This is a genomic window from Nitrobacter winogradskyi Nb-255 (assembly GCF_000012725.1).
GTDB classification, from domain to species: domain Bacteria; phylum Pseudomonadota; class Alphaproteobacteria; order Rhizobiales; family Xanthobacteraceae; genus Nitrobacter; species Nitrobacter winogradskyi.
On sequence record NC_007406.1, the window covers coordinates 1,577,340 to 1,593,563 of the forward strand.

Consider the following 16,224-nt stretch of genomic DNA (forward strand, 5'->3'; position numbering starts at 1 on the left):
GCGGATCCAATTCATGGCACATGACATTCTGATTGTTGACGACGAGGCGGACATTCGCGACCTGGTTGCGGGCATCCTGGAAGATGAGGGGTTCACGACCCGAACCGCGCGCAACAGCGATGAGGCGCTGGCGGAGGTTTCAAGCCGCCGTCCGCACATGGTGTTTCTCGACATCTGGCTGCAAGGCAGCAAGCTCGATGGGCTCCAGCTGCTGGAAATGATCAAGCAGGACAGCCCCGATATGCCGGTCGTGATGATCTCCGGTCATGGCAACATCGAAACGGCGGTCGCGGCCATCAAACGCGGCGCCTATGACTTCATCGAAAAGCCGTTCAAGGCCGATCGGCTGATTCTGGTGGCGACGCGTGCGCTCGAAACGTCGCGCCTGAAGCGCGAGGTCCGTGAACTGAAGCAGCTCGCGCCGGCGGCAAGCTCGCTGGTTGGGCGTTCGCCATGCATGAACCAGCTTCGGCAAACCATCGAGCGCGCGGCGAAAGCCAACAGCCGCATCATGATCGTCGGCCCGTCCGGGTCCGGCAAGGAACTGGCGGCGCGAACGCTTCATAATCAGTCGAGCCGTGCCGAGGGGCCGTTTGTTGTCATCAACGCCGCTGCGATCACGCCGGAGCGAATGGAGTCCGAACTGTTCGGCGTGGAGCAGGTCGACGGTCAGCAGCCTCGCAAGGCCGGTGCGCTGGAAGAAGCGCACGGCGGGACGCTGTTCATCGACGAGATCGGCGATATGCCGCGCGAGACGCAGAACAAGATCATGCGGGTCCTGGTCGATCAGACCTTTCAACGCTCAGGCGGCGCAACCAAGATCAAGGTGGATGTGCGCATCATTTCGTCGACAGCGCGCAATCTGGAGGAGGAAATTGCAGCGGGCAGGTTCCGTGAAGATCTCTATCACCGGCTGTCGGTGGTGCCGATCCGCGTTCCGCCATTGTCCGAACGCCGCGAGGATATTCCCGAACTGATCGAATTTTTCATGGACCATATCTCCGCCACGAGCGGTTTGCCCAAGCGCCAGATCGGCGATGACGCGATGGCGGTGCTGCAATCGCATGTCTGGCCGGGCAACGTCCGGCAACTCCGAAACAATGTCGAGCGCGTAATGATCCTGGCAGGCGGAGGCCCGGAGGTCATCATCACCGCGGATATGTTGCCGCAGGATGTCGGCTCCATGGTCCCGGCGATGCCGTCGGGCGTCAATGGCGAGCACATCATGGGCTTGCCGCTTCGCGAGGCCCGCGAGGTTTTCGAGCGCGACTATCTGATCGCTCAGATCAGCCGCTTCTCCAACAACATCTCCCGGACCGCGGAGTTCGTCGGCATGGAGCGCTCGGCGCTGCATCGCAAACTCAAGGCGCTCGGCGTCAACTAGATTGTTGCTCTGACGCATGGTCATCCCGCGAAATCGTATTCATCTCGATCGAGAACAGGTAACGCTGAGGTAAACCTGCTGAATGTCGCGCATCGCTTATGTCAACGGCCGGTATCGCGATCTGCGCGATGCCTGCGTCAACGTCGAGGATCGCGGCTACCAGTTTGCCGACGGTGTTTACGAGGTTTGCGAGGTGCGCGGCGCGAGGCTGGTTGATTTTCCCCGGCACATGGCCCGGTTGCAGCGGTCGATGCGCGAATTGCGGATCGCCGAACCGATGCCGATCACGGCGCTCGGCATCATCATGCGCGAGGTCGTGCGGCGGAATCGCGTGACCTACGGAATCGTGTATCTGCAGGTGACTCGCGGCGTGGCCCGGCGCGATCACGCTTTTCCGCCGAACCCGGTCAAGCCGGGCGTCGTCGTCACGGCCCGCGCGCTGGATGACGAGAAAAAGCAGCAAGCCGCCGCCGCCGGCATTTCTGTCATTACTCTGCCGGAGAATCGTTGGCCGCGGGTGGATATCAAGTCAGTGGCGCTGCTGCCGAATGTTTTGGCAAAGCAGCATGCGCGGGAAAAGGGAGCCCATGAGGCGTGGTACGTCGATAGTGACGGATTCGTCACCGAAGGCGCGTCGAGCAACGCCTGGATCGTGACGAAGGACGGCCGGGCCGTCACCCGGTCAGTGGACCAGGGCATTCTGGCGGGCATCACGCGGGCTGTTCTCATGGAAGTCCTGAGGGCTTTTCAGATCAGGCTTGAAGAGCGCCCGTTCACGCCGGCGGAAGCCCGCGAGGCGGCCGAAGCGTTTGTAACCTCGGCTTCTCAGATCGTCATGCCCGTGGTCGCGATCGACGGCCAGGTGGTGGGGGATGGTCGGCCTGGCGGTATTGCAAGGCGGCTTCGAGAGGAATTCCACCGCTTTTCAGCATTTTCCTGATGGTTTTTGTGTATCCGGGTAAACCCGCGGACCCGAACCGGCTTGCGTAACATCATACTCTGCCTTCTAATCCGGGGGGCCGGGTCCATGAGGAGGATCTCAGAGGGGAGCCGGCGGGCCATGAAACGCTCGGGAGGGCTGCTTCCGGCTCCAAAAAGCAAAGTTAAACTGCGGGATAACAAAAATGGCGATAGACCGCGCACAAAACCTACAGGACACTTTCCTCAACCACGTCCGTAAGACGAAAACGCCTCTGACGATCTTTCTGGTAAACGGAGTCAAGCTCCAGGGAATCGTGACCTGGTTCGACAATTTCTGCCTGCTGCTCAGGCGCGACGGTCATTCACAACTGGTCTACAAACACGCGATTTCGACCATCATGCCGGGTGCTCCGATCCAGTTGTTTGAAGGCGGCGAGGATGCTCCGCTTTGAGCACATACTTGAAAGTTTCCTGATTGGACCCCCGCCAGTTCGAGGGGAGCACCGACCCGTCGGGGTCGATGCGGGGCGAGCCAACCGGACGAGCGATCGTCATCGGCCCTTACGTGCGGACGCGGGGCGGCGATGCCGAGACGCCGCGACGATCCCTGCGCAACACCGACGCCCGGCTGGATGAAGCCGCCGGTCTCGCCAAGGCAATCGACCTCCATGTGATTCAGGCGATCGTCGCTCCCGTCAGCCAGATCAGGCCCGCGACATATCTCGGTAAGGGCAAGGTCGAGGAGTTGCAGGGCTTGATCGCCGCCGATGGAGCCGGTCTCGTGGTGATGGACTGCGCGCTGTCGCCCATTCAACAGCGCAATCTGGAAAAGGCCTGGAGCACAAAGGTGCTGGACCGCACCGGCTTGATCCTCGAAATCTTCGGGCGCCGCGCCAAGACCAAAGAGGGCGCGCTTCAGGTCGAACTCGCTCATCTCAACTATCAGCGCAGCCGTCTGGTGCGCTCCTGGACCCACCTCGAACGGCAGCGTGGCGGCTTCGGATTCATGGGCGGGCCCGGCGAAACCCAGATCGAGGCGGATCGCCGCCTGATCGGCGATCGCATCACGCGACTGGAAAACGAACTCAAGAAGGTGCAGGCGACGCGGCGGCTGCATCGCGCCGGGCGGCAGCGCGTGCCCTATCGCGTGGTCGCGCTGGTCGGCTACACGAATGCCGGCAAATCGACGCTGTTCAATCGATTGACGCGCGCGGACGTTCAGGCCGCCGACATGCTGTTCGCGACGCTCGATCCGACGCTGCGCTCGCTCGCGCTGCCTCACGGCGGAAAGGCCATGCTGTCGGACACCGTCGGATTCATATCTAATCTGCCGACCCAGCTCGTCGCTGCTTTCCGCGCGACGTTGGAGGAGGTGATGGAGGCGGACGTTATCCTTCATGTTCGTGACATTTCGCATGAGGATACGGAGCCGCAGCAGCACGATGTCGAAGCCGTGCTGCATCAACTCGGCATCGACCCCGACGGACCGGCGCGCATGATCGAGGTCTGGAACAAGATCGATCGCTTCGATGCGGATCAGCGCAAAGACCTGGAGAACGTGGCTGCACGCCGTTCGACGGATGTGCCGCGTTTTCTTGTTTCTGCCGAAACCGGCGAAGGGGTTGAGACGCTGCTTGCGGCGATCGAGGATCGGCTGGCGGCAACCCGAACCACGCTGGATCTGTCGGTCGACGCCTCGGATGGCGCGGCGATCAGCTGGCTGCATCGGAACTCCGAGGTGCTCGCCAAGGAACTACGCGACGGCCGCTACGACATGACCGTCAGGGTCGATGAGACAAAACGTGACATACTCGTCAATCGGTATGGCGCGGCGCCACGTCCGCTTTGATTTCCGCTCGCAAAGCAAGGCCGCGCAAGGATGGTCTTGACCGGCGGAACGCCGGACTATTCCATGTCCATCAAATCACATGAAAGCCGCAGGAGATTTCCGTGAGCTATCAGGATACATCGCTTCTGATCGACGGAAGGTGGCGCCCCGGCGCCTCCGGCAAGACGATCGCCGTCCTCAACCCCGCGACCGAAGAACAGATCGGAACGGTCGCTCATGCCGATCGGGCCGATCTCGACGAGGCGCTCGCCGCTGCCGACAAGGGGTTCAAGATCTGGCGGGCGGTCGCTCCGTTCGAGCGCGCCAGGATCATGCGTAAGGCGGCAGCCTTGCTGCGGGAGCGAGTCGAGCGCATCGCAACGCTGATGACGATGGAGCAGGGCAAGGTTCTCGCTGAAGCCAGAATCGAGACGCTGGCCGCGGCCGACGTCATCGAATGGTTCGCGGAAGAGTCCCGGAGGGCGTATGGCCGCGTGATTCCCGCGCGGGGCCCGGGCATCTACCAGATTGCGATCAAGGAGCCGGTTGGTCCGGCGGCGGCTTTCACGCCGTGGAATTTTCCCATCAATCAGGTCTGCCGCAAATTGTCGGCAGCGCTCGCCGCCGGCTGTTCGATCATCGTCAAGGCGCCCGAGGAAACGCCGGCGTCTCCAGCCGAGCTGCTCCGCGTATTCATCGACGCGGGCGTGCCCGACGGCGTCATCAATCTCGTTTTCGGTGTGCCTGCCGAAATCTCCGAGTATCTGATCCCGCATCCGATCATCAGGAAAATATCCTTCACAGGCTCGACGGCGGTGGGCAAGCAACTCGCGGCGCTTGCCGGACTGCACATGAAGCGCGCGACCATGGAACTCGGCGGTCATGCGCCAGCCGTCGTGTTCGACGACGCCGACATCGCAAGCGCGGTGAAAATCATCTCGGACGCCAAGTTTCGTAACGCCGGTCAGGTCTGCATCGCGCCGACGCGCCTTCTCGTGCAGGAAAAGGTGTACAAGGATTTCGTCGGCAAGTTCACGGAGGCCGCCAAGGTGGTTAGAGTCGGCAACGGGCTCGACCCTGATTCAACGATGGGATCGCTTGCCAACTCGCGCCGCGTTTCCGCCGTGGAAGGTTTTGTTCAGGACGCGATCGGGAAGGGCGCCAAGCTCGCGGCGGGTGGACATCGCGTCGGCAACAAGGGTTATTTTTTCGAGCCGACAGTTCTGGTTGACGTGCCGAAGGAAGCCCGCGCCATGAACGAGGAGCCGTTCGGCCCCCTGGCGCTGATTTCGCCGTTCTCGAGTTTCGACGAGGCCGCCGAAGAATCGAACCGCCTGCCATACGGCCTCGCGTCCTATGCGTTCACCAGTTCGACCAGGACGGCAACCGCCATTGGCGCGGCCATTGAGAGCGGAATGGTCGCCATCAATAATGTCGCTCTCGCTTTGCCGGAAAATCCATTCGGAGGCGTCAAGGATTCAGGTTACGGTTCGGAGGGAGGAATCGAGGCGATGGAATCATATCTCATCACCAAGTTCATCAGCCAGACCGGCGTGTAAGCAGCGCGTTTCGCCCTAACGCTTAACGCGTTTCCTTCTGCTTCGCCTCGTTCCACAGCGCATCCATCTCGGCGAGAGATGCATCCTCGAGCGAACGGCCCTTCGCGGCAAGCGCGTGTTCGATATGGGCGAACCGCCGTTCGAATTTCGCGTTTGTCGCACGCAGCGCGGTTTCGGGGTCAGCATCGACATGGCGCGCGAGGTTGACCAGTGCGAACATGAGATCGCCGGTCTCAGACGCGATCTCGGACCTGTCGCCGCGATCCAGCGCCGCCTCGATCTCGTCAGCTTCCTCGCGGATCTTGTCGAGCACGGCTCGCGGGTCGTTCCAGTCGAAGCCCACGGTCGAGGCTTTTCGCTGCAAAGCCATCGCGCGCGTCAACGCGGGCTGACCGGCCTTGATGTCCGCGAGCAGACCCGAAGCCGGCGTTTCCCTCATCGGCTTGCGCGCGGCGCGCTCCGCCTTTTCTTCCGCCTTGATGCGTTCCCATGTTCCTTTCACATCGGATGGCGCGATGTATCCTGCATCGTCGGGAAAGACATGCGGATGCCGCCGGATCATTTTGCGCGTGATCGCCTCGACCACATCCCCAAACGAAAACGCATTCCGCTCTTCCGCGATGCGCGCGTGAAAGACGACTTGCAATAGCAGGTCACCAAGCTCGTCGCAGAGATCAACCAGATCGTTGCGCGCGATCGCATCCGCCACCTCGTAGGCTTCTTCGATGGTGTAGGGCGCAATGGTCGCAAACGTCTGCTCGAGATCCCAAGGGCAGCCGGTGCCGGGCGTTCTCAATTGCTTCATGATGTCGAGCAGGCGTGAAATATCGCGGGATGGGGTGGTCATCGGTTCACCGGTATCGGAATGGACTTGCTTCTCTATGCCTGAAGCAGCCCGTCGTCCCAGAAAAAAGCATGGGATCCAGCCTCGCAATCCCCACCGATTGGCGCGGGGAGCCGAGGGATGCTATTGGCTGCGCCATGATCGATGAGCCAGCCTCTCGAACCGCACTGGTGCTGTTTTCCGGAGGCCAGGACTCCGCCACCTGCCTTGCCTGGGCGCTGCAACGGTTCGCGCGCGTCGAAACGCTGGGGTTCGACTACGGCCAGCGCCATGCAATCGAACTCGACTGCCGCGACAGTCTGCTCGCGGGCATGGCGTCCCTGCGCCCGGATTGGGCGAAGAAGCTCGGCGAAACCCACACGCTCGCCATTCCGACACTGGCGGAGATTTCCGATACGGCGTTGACCCGGAACGTCGCGATCGAAGTAAGCGAGAGCGGATTGCCCAACACCTTCGTGCCGGGGCGCAATCTGGTGTTCCTGACTTTCGCGGCGGCGCTGGCCTACAGGCGCGGCGTGACGGATATCGTCGGCGGCATGTGCGAGACCGATTATTCCGGCTATCCCGATTGCCGTGATGAAACCATCAGAGCCCTGCGCATCGCGCTCAATCTTGGAATGGTCAGACAATTCGAACTGCATACGCCGCTGATGCGGCTCGACAAGGGTGCAACCTGGTCGCTTGCGCATGAACTCGGCGGGACCGGGCTGGTCGATCTCATCCGTGAACATTCCCACACCTGCTATCTCGGCGAGCGCGGTGCGCGGCATGCCTGGGGTTACGGCTGCGGCGAGTGCCCGGCGTGCGGGTTGCGGGCAAAAGGCTGGCGCGAATATCTGGCGCGGATCGCCTGACATGCGGCCGGATCGGACGGAGGCATGAAACCTGACGAATCCAACTGGCCGTCCGCTTGGAAGCCGTCTGATGTGTTATAGTATTGCAGTCGACTTGATGTCCGCGCGCGTGCTAGAGCGTTTCGAGCGAGGTATGTCTTCGGGCTTGACTTGAGGATGGATACGGTTCGCGCGAAGAAAACGCGTCAAAACAGTTCATGGAGAGCCTCGCTTCTGATTCAATCAGAAGCGGAAAGGCTCCAGACCGACGAGTGCCGACTTGAGACGGATGCGCTTTTGATACTCACCGCAAACGACGTTCGAACCTGTTGTCTGCGCGCATTGCGTAGCAGGGTGGCGGTTGTGTTTCTGATCGTGACCTATCTATTGTCGGGCGCGTCGCATCATTGTTTCGACGTGAATGTGTCCGCGCCTGAAAGCCGGATCGTTCTCTCGATGGCCTCGCTTCACGCAGACACCGACTCGCCGGGAGCACTCGCGGATCATCACTGCCACGGATGCTTCCAGGTCTCGCTGCCCGATCCGCCGTTATTCTCTGTTGCGATCGAGCATCAAGCTGCCGCCGTGCCTCGGGCGATGACGCGAGCCTCCGATCTTGTCCCCGGTATCGATACGCCTCCGCCGAAACTCCTGGGCTGAACGTATTCACGGGCGCATCGACGTCCTGATTCCGTTATTCGCCAGGATCTTCCATGTTGTTAAAGTCCGCCGCGCATCTTGCGTGGGCGATGGCGCTGCTGATCAGCCCCTGGCTGATGACGCCGTCGTATTCGCAAGCGCTGACCTTGAGGGCCGCGCTTCAACGCGCGCTCGCCGCCAACCCGCGTCTGACCGCCGCCGGGCGCGATGTCGGCATCGCAACCGGCAGGGGTATCCAGGCCGGGATGCTGATAAATCCCGAAGCATCGTATCAGCAGGATAACTCGCTCGGTTCCGGAAATTATCGCGGAACGCGGTCGGCGGAGACAACGCTCCAGATCAGCCAGTTGTTCGAGCTTTTCGGCAAGCGAGACGCGCGAATTGCCGTCGGCCGGGCCGGCGTGGAGACCGCGGTGATACAGCGCAAGGCCGTTCGCCTTGAAGTCTTGTCCGAGACGGCTGTCGCTTTTCTGAGCGTTCTCGGCGCCCAGCGCAGGATCCAGATTCTGGACGAGCAGATCGCCGCGATCGATGCGTTGACGCCGTTGCTGCAGCGGCGGGTGGAGGCCGGCGCGTCGTCATCCGCCGAGATCGGCCGGGCGGACGTCGCATCCGCATTGATGAAAGCGGACCGCGAGCGGATCCGGGCGAGGCTTGCCAGCGCCAGGCGCGAGCTGGCCGCGCTGATGGGAGACACTTCCGCCAAGTTCAAGTCCGTCGCGGGACGGCTGGACGACCTGGGCCGGCCTCCGTCTTTTCAGGCCGTGGTTGCCGCGATCGATGCGAATCCGCAGTTGATGCGCTGGACGGCCATCTATGCTCAACGCAACGCCGAACTTCTGGTGGCGCGGCTGAAGCCCTATCCCGACGTTCGCGTCAGCGCGGGCTGGCGTCATTTCAACACGACCAACGACGACGCCGTCATACTCTCGCTTTCGGTTCCCATCCCGGTATACGACCAGAATCAGGGCAACATCCTTTCCGCGCAGGAAAACCTCGCAAAAACCAGAGCCGAACGGGAATCCAATCGCAACACGCTGATCGTGCTCGCAGGGCGTGCCTATGACTCGCTGCAAGGTTCTTTACGCGAACTGAAGGTGCTGCGTGAGATTGCGATTCCGAAGTCGCGCAGCGCCGCCGATGCGATCTTCGAAGGATACGGGCAGGGGCGCTTTTCGTTGCTCGAAGTGCTCGATGCCCTGGCGAATGTCGCACAGGCGCGCCTGCGTGAGCAGGAGGCGCAGCAGAACTTTCACGTAGGCGTCGCGACGATCGAGGGTCTGGTCGGCAATCCGTTCGCGTTGGCGCGAGGGGGCGTCCGATGATCAAGAGATTCACGATAATCATATTCGCCGTCGTGGTGCTTGCGGTCGCAGGGATCGGCTATCGCATGTTGGATCTGACAGACCCCGGTGTTCCCGCATTGCGTGAGGATCACGATCACACGATCCATGAGTTCAAGCGGGGGCATGTCGAGGAGGATGAGCATGGCGCCAAGCGCATCCTGATCAGCGACGTCAAACTCGCGGCCGCCGGGGCGGTGCTTGCCGAGGCCGGAGAGGTCACGCTCAGCGACACGCTATCGTTCAACGGCGTGTTGCGGGCCAATCAGGAGACTGTGGTTCAGGTCACGCCGCGGTTTCCGGGCATCGTCCGGTCGATCAGGAAAAGGATCGGGGACACCGTCGCAGGTAACGACCTGCTTGCATCGATCGAAAGCAACCAGAGTCTCACCGTTTACGATCTGAAAGCGCCGATCAGCGGGACCGTGATCGATCGCCAGATATCGCTCGGCGAGTATGCCTCGGAACAGAAGCCTGCCTTCGTGGTCGCGGACCTGTCGACGATCTGGGTCGACCTTTCGATCTATCGTCAGGACCTGAAACGGGTTCGAACCGGTGATGAAGTGCTGATCGATCCGGATGACGGCGGCGCGGACATCAAGGGGCACATCTCTTATGTCGCGCCGATCGGATCAATCGACACGCAGACCGCGATCGCCCGGATCGTCCTGACCAACACCGATGGGCGCCTGCGTCCCGGACTGTTCGTCACGGCCAGGCTTGTCCTGACAAAACGCAGCGTACCGGTTGCCGTTCGCGCGGGAGCGATCCAGATGCTGGACAATAAGACGGTCGTGTTCGTTCGGGAGGACCAAGACAAGATCGAGGCTCGTCCGGTCGTGGTCGGAGAATCTGATGCGAGGTTCGTGGAGATTCGAGCCGGCATGGTGGCGGGAGAGCCCTATGTCGCCGAAAACAGCTTCGTTGTGAAAGCGGAGATGGGGAAGGGCGAGGGCGAGCATGATCATTGATGCTGTTCTTGCCTTCTCCATTCGCCAGCGATGGCTGATGATGCTGTTCGTGCTGGGGATCGGCGTCCTCGGAGCGTGGAATTTCACGAGGCTTCCCATCGATGCCGTACCTGACATCACGAACGTACAGGTCCAGATCAATACCCGCGCGCCAGGCTATTCGCCGCTGGAAACCGAACAGCGGATTACGTTTCCTGTCGAGACCGCGATGGGCGGTCTGCCGAAACTCGACTACACGCGCTCGAGTTCACGCTACGGCCTGAGTCAGGTCACGGTGGTCTTTCTCGACGGCACCGACATCTACTTCGCGCGCCAGCTCGTCAACGAGCGCATTCAGCGCGTAAGAGATCAGTTGCCGCCCGGCGTCGAAGTCGCGATGGGGCCGGTGTCGACCGGCCTCGGCGAAATCTTCATGTATACCGTAGAAGCGAGGACCGGAGCCCGGACGGCCGGAGGCGGCGAGTTTACACCGAGCGACCTGCGCACCATTCAGGACTGGATCATCAAGCCGCAACTTCGCAACGTTCCGGGCGTGATCGAAGTCAACACGATCGGCGGCTACGAGCGCCAGTTTCACGTGTTGCCGGATCCCGGACGCCTGATGGCCTACAATTTCGGATTTCGCGACGTGATGACGGCGCTTGCCGCCAATAACGCCAATGTCGGCGCGGGCTACATCGAGCGCAACGGCGAACAATATCTCGTCCGCGCGCCGGGGCAGGTCGCTAACATCGCTGAAATTCAGGAGATCGTCATTGGTTCGCGCGGGGGCATTCCCGTTCGTATCCGTGACGTGGCGAGTGTGAAGGAGGGCAGGGATCTCAGGACCGGCGCCGCCACGATGGACGGGAAGGAAACCGTGCTCGGCACGGCGATGCTGCTCATCGGAGAGAACAGTCGCGCCGTCGCAAGACAGGTGGCTGCAAAGCTCGACGAGATCGTCAGGTCCTTGCCTGAAGGCGTGGTCACGCGCACCGTTTACGATCGGACCGTCCTGGTCGATGCGACCATCAGGACCGTTCAAAAGAACCTGATCGAGGGTGCGCTTCTCGTCATCGCTGTTCTATTTCTTATCCTTGGCAACATCCGCGCGGCGATCGTGACGGCGTGCGTGATCCCGCTTTCCATGCTCTTCACCATCACCGGGATGATCGAAACGAAAGTCAGCGCCAATCTCATGAGCCTCGGCGCCATTGATTTCGGCATCATCGTCGATGGCGCCGTCATCATCGTCGAGAACTGCCTGCGGCTTCTTGCTGAAGAGCAGCGCAGGAAGGGCCGGATTCTAGCGCTCAATGAGCGGTTGCAGACTATTCTCGATGGATCCAGCGAGGTCATCAAGCCAAGCCTCTTCGGCACGATGATCATCGCGGTTGTGTACCTGCCGGTGCTGACCCTTACGGGCATTGAAGGAAAAATGTTCACGCCGATGGCGCTGACGGTCCTGATGGCGTTGCTGGGCGCCGCGATTCTCTCCGTGACGTTCGTGCCGGCGGCGGTAGCGATCGTCGTCACCGGCAAGGTCTCCGAAAAGGAGAACATCTTCATGCGCGGAGCAAAACAGGTTTATCTGCCATTGCTGGATGGTGCGATCCGGTATCGGCACATGGTTGTGGCCGTCGCCGTCGTTATCGTCCTCGGCAGCGGAGTGGCGGCGACGCGCATGGGTGGCGAATTCATTCCGTCGCTCGATGAAGGAGATATCGCGATCGCCGCGATCCGGATACCGGGGACCAGCCTGACGCAATCGCTTGACCTACAGAGCACGCTTGAGAGGCGGATAAAGCAGCTACCCGAGGTGAAGGACTTCTTCGCGCGAACCGGCACAGCGGAGGTCGCCACCGATGCCATGCCGCCGTCGATCTCGGACGGCTACGTCATGTTGAAGCCGCGCCGGGAGTGGCCTGACCCGTCGAAGCCGAAGTCGGATCTGGTGGAGGAAATCGAAGCAGCCGCGAATGAAATTCCGGGCAGCAGCTACGAGATATCGCAACCGATTCAGCTGCGCGTCAACGAACTGATTTCAGGCGTGCGGAGCGACCTCGGCATCAAGATCTTCGGCGACGACATGGATATTCTGCTGGGGGCGGCGGAGCAGGTGAGGGAGGTCATCAGGGGCATTGCGGGCGCGAGCGACGTGAAGGCCGAGCAGGTGTCGGGACTGCCCATTCTGACGGTCAAGCTCGATCGTCAGGCGCTGTCGCGCTACGGCCTCAGCATCGCCGACGTCCAGAACGTCGTGGAGATCGCCATCGGCGGCAAGAGCGCCGGGAAGCTGTTCGAGGGTGACCGGCGTTTCGATATCGTGGTTCGGCTTCCCGAAAGCCTGAGGGGCCGTTTGGAATCGATCCGCGCCATTTCCATTCCGCTGCCTTCAGCCGGGATCGCGGCGGCGGAGGCGACGAAGTTTGCGTGGGCGACGTCTCCGGTGCAGATGCGTTACGTGCCGCTGTCGTCGGTGGCGGCCGTCGATGTCGCGCCGGGCCCCAATCAGATCAGCCGAGAGAATGGCAAGCGTCGCATCGTTGTCACCGCCAACGTTCGTGAACGCGACCTTGGATCATTCGTGGCTGACGCGCAGCACGCCGTCGCGGAAAAGGTCCAGCTGCCGCCGGGATACTGGATCGGCTGGGGAGGGCAGTTCGAGCAGCTGGTTTCGGCCACCCAGCGGCTGACCGTCGTGGTGCCGGTCGCGCTGGCGCTCGTGCTGCTGCTGTTGTTCATGAGCTTCGGTTCGGTCGCCGATGCGCTGCTGGTCTTCAGCGGCGTGCCGCTAGCCCTGACAGGCGGCGTGCTGGCGCTGCTGCTGCGCGGCCTGCCGCTCTCGATCAGCGCCGGGGTGGGTTTCATCGCGCTGTCCGGCGTCGCGGTTCTGAACGGCATGGTCATCGTAGCGTTCATCGAGCGGCTGCGGCGCGAGGGAAAGCCGGTGTGGGATGCCGTGCGTCAGGGCGCGTCGACCCGGCTGCGGCCGGTTCTGATGACGGCGCTGGTCGCCTCGCTGGGGTTCGTTCCGATGGCGATCGCGACCGGGGCCGGAGCGGAAGTGCAGCGGCCATTGGCGACGGTCGTAATCGGCGGCATCGTCTCGTCCACCATCCTCACGCTGCTGGTGCTGCCGGCGCTATATATCCTGTTCCGGAAAGATTCCGACCCAGCCGCTGAACAGCCGCGCACAACCCATCCCTGACCGCGAGTTCGTCAGGGACGGGGGCGGCGGGACGGGTGACTGATCCGGCGTACGCGGCCGGGGTGGAGGCGGGGGGATCAAAACGGCCTATCGCGCGCCCTCGACCGCATCCACCGCGTCGAGAACTCTTGCGGAAAAGACGACGGCTGCCCCGGCGTTCATTGCCACAGCAACGCCCAGCGCCTCGGCGATTTCTTCGCGCGTCGCACCTTCCTGCACCGCCTTCGCCGCGTGAACGGCGATACAGCCGTCGCAGCGCGTCGTGACCGCGACGGCAAGCGAAATGAGCTCGCGCGTTTTTCCATCGAGATGCCCGGTCTTGGCGCCCGCGCCGCCGGCCATGCGATAGGCATCGACGGTGTCGGGTGAAAGTTTGCGCAGTTCGCCGACGCGTGACGACAACTTGTTCCGAAAGTTCGCCCAATCAAGCATGTAGGCCTCCTCTGCTTTTTCATGGTTCGGACACGGCCTTCGAGGCGGCGACAGCGACCTCTCTCTAAAGTCGGGCCCGCAAAGCCAGGCCCGCTAAAAATCAGAACATCACTCTTCTCCCGACCGCCAAGCACCGGGGCGAGAGTGACAAACTCGAGCGCGGACGACAATCCCGCTCACCCATGTTTGTTCGTGCTTACCCGGTGGCCGATCCAGAATTCGCATAAGGTATATTATGGAATATTTTCGGGATGCTTCGCCGGGGGACTTTTCGCCGAAGGATCAGAGGCTTAATCAGATTTCGTGCGGTCCGATCAGAATGACCACGGCCCCTATAAGGCAGATCAGCGCGCCCGCGAGATCCCACCTGTCCGGCTCAATGCCTTCCACGGACCAGAGCCAGCCCAGCGATGCCATGATGTAAATTCCGCCGTAAGCCGCGTAGGCGCGCCCCGCCGCTTCGCTGTCGACCAATGTCAGCAGATAAGCGAACAGCGCCAGGGAAGCCATTCCGGGCACGAGCCACCAAACCGACTTTCCAAGACGCAGCCAGGCCCAGAATGCGAAGCAGCCGGCGATTTCCGCAATGGCGGCGCCAACATATGCAGCAGGTGTGATCACTTTGATCTGTTCGTGATGTTGCTGAAACCGCGCTGAGATCGATCAGGCCGGATCGATCGTGAGACGCATCCCGTCATACGCCGGCGTGACATTCGTAGGAAGCTCCCGCCGCAGGATTTCGTAATCCAGATCGGAATGCATGTTGGTGATCACGGCGCGTCTGGGCTTGAAGCGGTCGATCCAGGACAACGCATCGGCGACGCTGAAATGAGTAGGGTGCTGCGCGTAGCGCAGCGCATCGACGATCCACAGATCGAGATTTTTCAGAGCAGGCCAGCTTTCTGGCGGAATATCGCAGAGATCGGGCGTATAAGCGGCGTCGCCGATCCGATATCCCAGCGCCGTGATTTGACCGTGCCGCACCAGGAAGGCCGACAATGTGAGCGCGCCGCCGCTGCCGTTGATGGTCCTGCTTTCGCCCGCCTCGATCGAGCGTTGCTCCAGTATCGGCGGATAGAAGCTGCCTTCGGGTGTCTCGAAGCAGTACGCAAAACGCTGCATGACATCCACGGCCGTGGACTTATTGAGATAAACCGGGATCCGCCGGCCCTGATGCAGGACGACCGAGCGGAGGTCATCGATCCCGTGAGTCTGGTCGGCATGTTCGTGGCTCAGGAACACCGCATCGATATGATCGACATTGGCGTCGATCAACTGCTCACGCAGGTCAGGCGAGGTGTCGATCACAACGCGCGTCGTGCCCTCCTCCGAGGTGCGTTCGGCCATGAGCGAGCAGCGACGGCGGCGGTTCTTCGGATTCGCGGGATCGCAGGCGCCCCAGCCCATTGCCGGGCGTGGCACGCCGGCGGACGAGCCGCAGCCGAGAATGGTCAAGGTCAGCGTCATGCGGCGGCGTCCGGATGCGGTACCTTGGAGAACAGCCGAAAGAAATTCTCGGTGGTTTGTCGCGAGATGTCGTCGAATGAAACGCCGCGCGCGTCCGCCAACACCTTCGCGGTCTCCACGACATAAGAGGGCTCGTTGCGCTTGCCGCGAAACTTGCCAGGCGCAAGATACGGTGCATCGGTCTCGACCAGGATGCGATCTGCGGGTAGTTCCGCGGCGAGCGCGCGCAACGCGTCGGATTTCTTGAAGGTCAGAATTCCGGTGAAGCCGATATACAATCCGAGCGCGACCGCTTTCATCGCGAGTTCGCGGCCACCCGTGTAGCAATGCAGCACGGCGCGAAAAGCGCCCTTCGCCATTTCCTCATCGAGGATATGACCGCAGTCCTCGTCCGCCTCGCGGGTGTGGATCACCAAGGGTAAACCGGTCTCGCGTGCGGCTGCGATGTGAGTGCCGAATCCCCGCGCCTGCGCAGCGTGCGAGCCGTGCTCGTAGAAATAATCCAGCCCCGCCTCTCCCAGCGCGGCGACTTTTGGATGGCGTGTCAGCGCGATGAGTTCGTCGATCGAAATGCCGCCCTCTTCGTCGGCATGATGCGGATGGGTGCCGACCGAGCAATAGACATCCGGAAACCGTTCCGCGATGGCGAGCAGTTTCGCCTGCTCCCTCACCCGCGTTGAAATTGTCACCATGCGCCCTACCCCCGCCGCTTCAGCGCGCGCGACCACGGCGTCGAGTTCATCGGCGAAATCGGGAAAGTCCAGATGGCAGTGGCTGTCGACAAGCATCGGC

Annotated in this window: 15 protein-coding genes; 10 read left to right on the top strand and 5 right to left on the bottom strand. The window is 61.8% G+C overall.

Features of this window, described 5'->3' with window-relative positions:
• Positions 1–13: 13 nt before the first annotated feature.
• The 5 genes from NWI_RS07500 (at position 14) to NWI_RS07520 (ending at position 5,692) form a co-directional block, all read left to right on the top strand.
• Positions 14–1,384: a sigma-54-dependent transcriptional regulator gene (locus NWI_RS07500; protein WP_011314716.1), complete on the top strand. Its 1,371-nt coding sequence runs from the start codon at positions 14–16 to the stop codon at positions 1,382–1,384.
• 82 nt (positions 1,385–1,466) lie between these two features.
• On the top strand, positions 1,467–2,324 hold the full coding sequence (locus NWI_RS07505; protein WP_011314717.1) for a D-amino-acid transaminase: 858 nt from the start codon (positions 1,467–1,469) through the stop codon (positions 2,322–2,324).
• A 184-nt stretch (positions 2,325–2,508) separates the two neighbouring features.
• Positions 2,509–2,757, top strand: a complete 249-nt coding sequence (hfq, locus tag NWI_RS07510; protein WP_009797508.1) for an RNA chaperone Hfq — start codon at positions 2,509–2,511, stop codon at positions 2,755–2,757.
• Between the two features lie 23 nt (positions 2,758–2,780).
• Complete coding sequence (gene hflX, locus NWI_RS07515; RefSeq protein ID WP_041344895.1) at positions 2,781–4,154, top strand: GTPase HflX; 1,374 nt, start codon at positions 2,781–2,783, stop codon at positions 4,152–4,154.
• Positions 4,155–4,255: 101 nt separating this feature from the next.
• The gene (locus tag NWI_RS07520; protein WP_011314719.1) at positions 4,256–5,692 is read left to right on the top strand and encodes an NAD-dependent succinate-semialdehyde dehydrogenase; all 1,437 of its coding nucleotides are present in this window, start codon (positions 4,256–4,258) and stop codon (positions 5,690–5,692) included.
• Positions 5,693–5,714: 22 nt separating this feature from the next.
• Here the strand turns inward: NWI_RS07520 and mazG are convergent, their stop codons facing one another.
• Complete coding sequence (gene mazG, locus NWI_RS07525; protein WP_011314720.1) at positions 5,715–6,539, bottom strand: nucleoside triphosphate pyrophosphohydrolase; 825 nt, start codon at positions 6,537–6,539, stop codon at positions 5,715–5,717.
• A gap of 134 nt (positions 6,540–6,673) precedes the next feature.
• Here mazG and queC point away from each other — a divergent pair, with 134 nt between their 5' ends.
• From queC to NWI_RS07550, 5 genes are all read left to right on the top strand, one after another.
• Entirely contained in the window at positions 6,674–7,390 is a 717-nt protein-coding gene (queC, locus tag NWI_RS07530; protein ID WP_011314721.1) for a 7-cyano-7-deazaguanine synthase QueC, read from the top strand.
• A 333-nt stretch (positions 7,391–7,723) separates the two neighbouring features.
• Positions 7,724–8,029, top strand: a complete 306-nt coding sequence (locus NWI_RS07535; RefSeq protein WP_244375002.1) for a hypothetical protein — start codon at positions 7,724–7,726, stop codon at positions 8,027–8,029.
• Between the two features lie 53 nt (positions 8,030–8,082).
• Positions 8,083–9,354, top strand: a complete 1,272-nt coding sequence (gene ihpA, locus NWI_RS07540; RefSeq protein ID WP_011314723.1) for a divalent metal ion exporter subunit IhpA — start codon at positions 8,083–8,085, stop codon at positions 9,352–9,354.
• Positions 9,351–10,343, top strand: coding sequence for a divalent metal ion exporter adaptor subunit IhpB (gene ihpB / locus NWI_RS07545; RefSeq protein WP_011314724.1), 993 nt, complete (start codon positions 9,351–9,353; stop codon positions 10,341–10,343). Before ihpA ends, ihpB begins: the two co-directional genes overlap by 4 nt.
• Positions 10,333–13,533, top strand: coding sequence for an efflux RND transporter permease subunit (locus tag NWI_RS07550; protein ID WP_011314725.1), 3,201 nt, complete (start codon positions 10,333–10,335; stop codon positions 13,531–13,533). Before ihpB ends, NWI_RS07550 begins: the two co-directional genes overlap by 11 nt.
• 87 nt (positions 13,534–13,620) lie before the next feature.
• Here NWI_RS07550 and NWI_RS07555 read toward each other — a convergent pair whose 3' ends face one another.
• The 4 genes from NWI_RS07555 to NWI_RS07570 form a co-directional block, all read right to left on the bottom strand.
• A complete protein-coding gene (locus NWI_RS07555) occupies positions 13,621–13,965 on the bottom strand; it encodes a carboxymuconolactone decarboxylase family protein (protein WP_011314726.1) in 345 nt (114 codons plus the stop codon).
• Positions 13,966–14,259: 294 nt separating this feature from the next.
• Positions 14,260–14,586 carry a YnfA family protein gene (locus NWI_RS07560; protein ID WP_011314727.1) on the bottom strand — a complete coding sequence of 109 codons (327 nt, stop codon included), beginning with the start codon at positions 14,584–14,586 and terminating at the stop codon, positions 14,260–14,262.
• Positions 14,587–14,628: 42 nt separating this feature from the next.
• Positions 14,629–15,432 (bottom strand): MBL fold metallo-hydrolase, encoded by an 804-nt coding sequence (locus NWI_RS07565; RefSeq protein WP_011314728.1) that lies wholly within the window; start codon positions 15,430–15,432, stop codon positions 14,629–14,631.
• On the bottom strand, positions 15,429–16,220 hold the full coding sequence (locus NWI_RS07570) for a TatD family hydrolase (protein WP_011314729.1): 792 nt from the start codon (positions 16,218–16,220) through the stop codon (positions 15,429–15,431). The genes NWI_RS07565 and NWI_RS07570 overlap by 4 nt, the downstream gene beginning before the upstream one ends.
• Positions 16,221–16,224: the final 4 nt, after the last annotated feature.

Excerpts from the sequence above, each read along its gene's own strand:
- NWI_RS07500 (WP_011314716.1), top strand. The coding sequence starts at position 14 with ATGGCACATGACATTCTGATTGTTGACGACGAGGCGGACATTCGCGAC.
- NWI_RS07505 (WP_011314717.1), top strand. The coding sequence starts at position 1,467 with ATGTCGCGCATCGCTTATGTCAACGGCCGGTATCGCGATCTGCGCGAT.
- hfq (WP_009797508.1), top strand. The coding sequence starts at position 2,509 with ATGGCGATAGACCGCGCACAAAACCTACAGGACACTTTCCTCAACCAC.
- mazG (WP_011314720.1), bottom strand. The coding sequence starts at position 6,539 with ATGACCACCCCATCCCGCGATATTTCACGCCTGCTCGACATCATGAAG.
- queC (WP_011314721.1), top strand. The coding sequence starts at position 6,674 with ATGATCGATGAGCCAGCCTCTCGAACCGCACTGGTGCTGTTTTCCGGA.
- ihpA (WP_011314723.1), top strand. The coding sequence starts at position 8,083 with ATGTTGTTAAAGTCCGCCGCGCATCTTGCGTGGGCGATGGCGCTGCTG.
- ihpB (WP_011314724.1), top strand. The coding sequence starts at position 9,351 with ATGATCAAGAGATTCACGATAATCATATTCGCCGTCGTGGTGCTTGCG.
- NWI_RS07550 (WP_011314725.1), top strand. The coding sequence starts at position 10,333 with ATGATCATTGATGCTGTTCTTGCCTTCTCCATTCGCCAGCGATGGCTG.
- NWI_RS07555 (WP_011314726.1), bottom strand. The coding sequence starts at position 13,965 with ATGCTTGATTGGGCGAACTTTCGGAACAAGTTGTCGTCACGCGTCGGC.
- NWI_RS07565 (WP_011314728.1), bottom strand. The coding sequence starts at position 15,432 with ATGACGCTGACCTTGACCATTCTCGGCTGCGGCTCGTCCGCCGGCGTG.
- NWI_RS07570 (WP_011314729.1), bottom strand. The coding sequence starts at position 16,220 with ATGCTTGTCGACAGCCACTGCCATCTGGACTTTCCCGATTTCGCCGAT.